This is a genomic window from Candidatus Eisenbacteria bacterium (assembly GCA_030017955.1).
In the GTDB taxonomy this organism is placed as follows: domain Bacteria; phylum Eisenbacteria; class RBG-16-71-46; order JASEGR01; family JASEGR01; genus JASEGR01.
The window spans coordinates 1-1,552 of the sequence record JASEGR010000219.1 but is presented as its reverse complement, the minus strand read 5'-3'; the positions used below and the strand labels follow the sequence as shown (position 1 = coordinate 1,552).

General features: G+C 52.1%; 3 protein-coding genes. 1 reads left to right on the top strand and 2 read right to left on the bottom strand.

The window, feature by feature from the left end; translation table 11 throughout:
* The coding region (locus QME66_13845) for a hypothetical protein (protein ID MDI6810023.1) at positions 1–264 on the top strand (264 nt) is incomplete at its 5' end.
* On the opposite strand, the gene QME66_13840 is transcribed toward QME66_13845, so the two are convergent.
* Positions 230–1,075, bottom strand: a complete 846-nt coding sequence (locus tag QME66_13840; GenBank protein MDI6810022.1) for an IS3 family transposase — start codon at positions 1,073–1,075, stop codon at positions 230–232. The two genes, QME66_13845 and QME66_13840, sit on opposite strands and share 35 nt — an antisense overlap.
* A 19-nt stretch (positions 1,076–1,094) precedes the next feature.
* Positions 1,095–1,355 (bottom strand): transposase, encoded by a 261-nt coding sequence (locus QME66_13835; protein MDI6810021.1) that lies wholly within the window; start codon positions 1,353–1,355, stop codon positions 1,095–1,097.
* Between the last annotated feature and the right edge of the window lie 197 nt (positions 1,356–1,552).

Below are 1,552 nucleotides of genomic sequence, written 5' to 3'. Positions count from 1 at the left end.
CGGGCGGAAATCGTTAAAATTACTTTTGCTCCGATTGAATTTTTTGATTGGGATTGTCTTACAATCGGTGCTCTTGGCTGGGGGCAGATTCAGATTGTAAATGCCAATGTCGTAAAAATCATGCCGAAGAATAGCCGGAAGAATTGGATGTTGGAGCTGTGCGATATAATGCTTGATTTTTACCCAAAGGAAATAGGCAAAATAGGCGGGATGGCAAGGCCTGACTTTTTTAGACACTGTCCCCAAGGAGAGAGCTCTGGATAAGTGAGTAATATTTGAATGTAACGGTTTGTTGTTCGTGGCGGCTGCGGAAGGCGACCGGCGGCATCTTGATCGCCGAATGGATGCGCCGGGTGTTGTAGTAGGTGATCTGCTGATGGATGGCCTCGATGAGTTCACCCACATGAACGAAGCGCTGAGCGTCTCCAAGCTCAAGCTTGAACTGCGAGTAGAAGGATTCCTGGATGCCGTTCTGCCACGGTGAGGACTTCTGACTCTGTGATGGCTTCGTGCCGTATCCGGCAAGCAGGCTTTCATACGCGCCGGAGACGTATTCGCTGCCTTGATCGGAGTGGAACCATTGGGGCACTATTTTTGTTCGTCTCGCGGCATCTTTGAACGCTTCGATAACCAGCGTCGTCGTGTGGTGGTTGGCGATATGCCAGCCCACGATTTCCCGTGTGAAGACGTCGATCACGGTCGCGAGATACCAGAACCGGTCCCGGAAGAAGAAGTAGGTGAAGTCCCCAGCCCAGACGACGTTTGGTCGGACGGGACAGAGAGCCTTGAGGATGTTTGGGATGTGCGTTTCAAGCCTTCCTAGGTCATCCGGCTTCACATGCCGGAATCCTCGCCGAATGCGTGGAACGAGATCGAAGCGCTGCATGAGGCGTTGCGCTTTGGCACGGCTGATTTCGAGAGCCAGCGCGACCCGGCGTGAGCCGTATGCGGAGTGCTCATCCATGACAGCCGTGATCCTTGCCTTGTCCTCCAGGTCGTCAGCGGGTTTCTTGGGTTTGTAATAGAGCGACGAACGGGCGCAGCCGAGTTCTCGGGCTAGGGCGATAGCAGACAGGCCATCGCGGCCCAGCCGTTCACGGGCCGTGCCTATTTTTTTCCGACCGCTTCTCTTTGAGAGCGAATATGCCGATGATTTCTTTGAGCTCCTGATTTTCTTTTCGAAGCTTGGCGATCTCGAGAGCGCTGGTCCCGGTATTGTCGGCCTGTGCTTTGAGCCAGGCGTAGAGGGTGTTGTTGCTCACGCCATACTTCGTAACCGCCTCCGAGATTTTCATCCCGTCTTTGATCGTCCGAAGGATTTCATCCTTCAATGCCTGATCGATGTGTTTTGCCATATGCGTAGATCATGTATCCTCCTTGGGAAACGTATCTAGTGTATCGAGGCCAGGCCAGATAGAAGAGATTTCCGCCCATTCGGTCAACGACCCCTTGAATCATCGCTAGGTGGGCGCGTTTATTTTCCCCGTGTTTCATTTCAGTATTATTACACATAACTCTGTGGATAATCAACTATTGTTTAGGTTATGTTTAG